The sequence below is a fragment of the Ruminococcus sp. OM06-36AC genome (genome assembly GCF_003438725.1).
Taxonomy (GTDB): Bacteria; Bacillota; Clostridia; order Oscillospirales; family Ruminococcaceae; genus Ruminococcus_C; species Ruminococcus_C callidus.
In genome coordinates, this window is the sequence record NZ_QSTT01000065.1 from 1 (window position 1) to 1,338 (window position 1,338).

General features: G+C 40.4%; 2 protein-coding genes. Both read left to right on the plus strand.

Annotation, left to right across the window (positions count from 1 at the left end; all coding sequences use genetic code 11):
* A partial coding sequence (locus DXB92_RS13155; RefSeq protein WP_117734223.1) for a helix-turn-helix domain-containing protein occupies positions 1–425 on the plus strand: 425 nt, incomplete at its 5' end.
* The gene (locus DXB92_RS13160) at positions 422–1,258 is read left to right on the plus strand and encodes an IS3 family transposase (protein ID WP_181977095.1); all 837 of its coding nucleotides are present in this window, start codon (positions 422–424) and stop codon (positions 1,256–1,258) included. The genes DXB92_RS13155 and DXB92_RS13160, both read left to right, overlap by 4 nt.
* The last annotated feature ends 80 nt before the right edge of the window (positions 1,259–1,338 follow it).

The window sequence follows — 1,338 nt, forward strand, 5'->3', positions numbered from 1 at the left end:
TGAAATGCTCCCCTTTTGTTAGACAATATGGTATAATAGAAATATACCAATTAAAAAGTCTAACGAAAGGGGGCATTTTTATGCCAAAAGGACAGCCGAACAAAAGATACACGCCGGAATTCAAAATCAAAGTAGTGGAAACAATGCACAGAGAAAAGTTAAGCTATCGTGAAACTGCACATCAATTTGACATACCGAACAGCAGAGTAACAGCCTGGGAACGAATCTATCTTGAGGAAGGAGCGGAGGGACTTTACGTAGAACGCAGAGGAAGGAAATCCACAGGGCGGTCTCCGAAAATCAAGAAAGAAGTAGAAGAAGATCTGATTGCAGAAGTACAGCGCCTTCGTGCGGAGAATGCATACTTAAAAAAATTGAATGCCTTGGTTGCCGAGAGGGTACGGCAAGAGAAAAAGCACAAGTGATATGGGAACTGAGGCATGAACATAAGATAGGGCTGCTCATTGAGATTGCTAATATTCCCCGCAGTACCTACTACTATTACAGTAAGCAATTTGATCATCCAAAGCCGGATCGATATGCTGAAATCAAAACTGAAATACGCCGCATTTACGATGAAAGCAAAGGTCGTTATGGATATCGGAGAATCACCAAAGAATTGAAGAAGAAGTTTGTTGTCAATCACAAGACAGTACAGAAACTGATGCGTAAAATGGGTATATTTTGCCGTGTTCGTATGCACAAGTACAACTCATACAAGGGTGATGTCGGCAGAATCGCACCGAATCTTTTGGAACGGGATTTCAAAGCAGATAAGCCAAATCAGAAGTGGGTAACTGACGTTACTGAATTTGCGTTGTTTGGAATTAAGCTGTATCTGTCACCCATCATTGATTTATATAATGGCGAAGTGATCTCATACAATTTAAGCCGTCATCCGAATTTGAACCAGGTAACAGATATGCTTGAGAAAGCGTTTTCAAAAATACCGGACAATACAAATCTGATTCTTCATTCCGATCAAGGATGGCAGTATCAGCACAAGCACTATCAAAAAATGCTGAAAGAGAAAGGCGTCAAACAGAGCATGTCCCGAAAAGGGAATTGTCTTGACAATGCCTGTGCCGAGAACTTTTTCAGTTTGCTGAAAACGGAGCTTCTCTATTTGCAGGAATTTCATTCTGTCGAGCATTTCATTGAAGAGCTTCATGAATACATAGAATGGTACAACAACAAACGCATTAAGCTTAAGCTTAATGGTCTATCTCCTATAGATTTCAGACAGAAAGCTGCATAGCAAAAGCGACCAAGATTCCTCTTAGTCGCTTTGCATAGATTTTCTTTTGAATCTTTGTCTAACTTTTTGGGGTCAGTTCA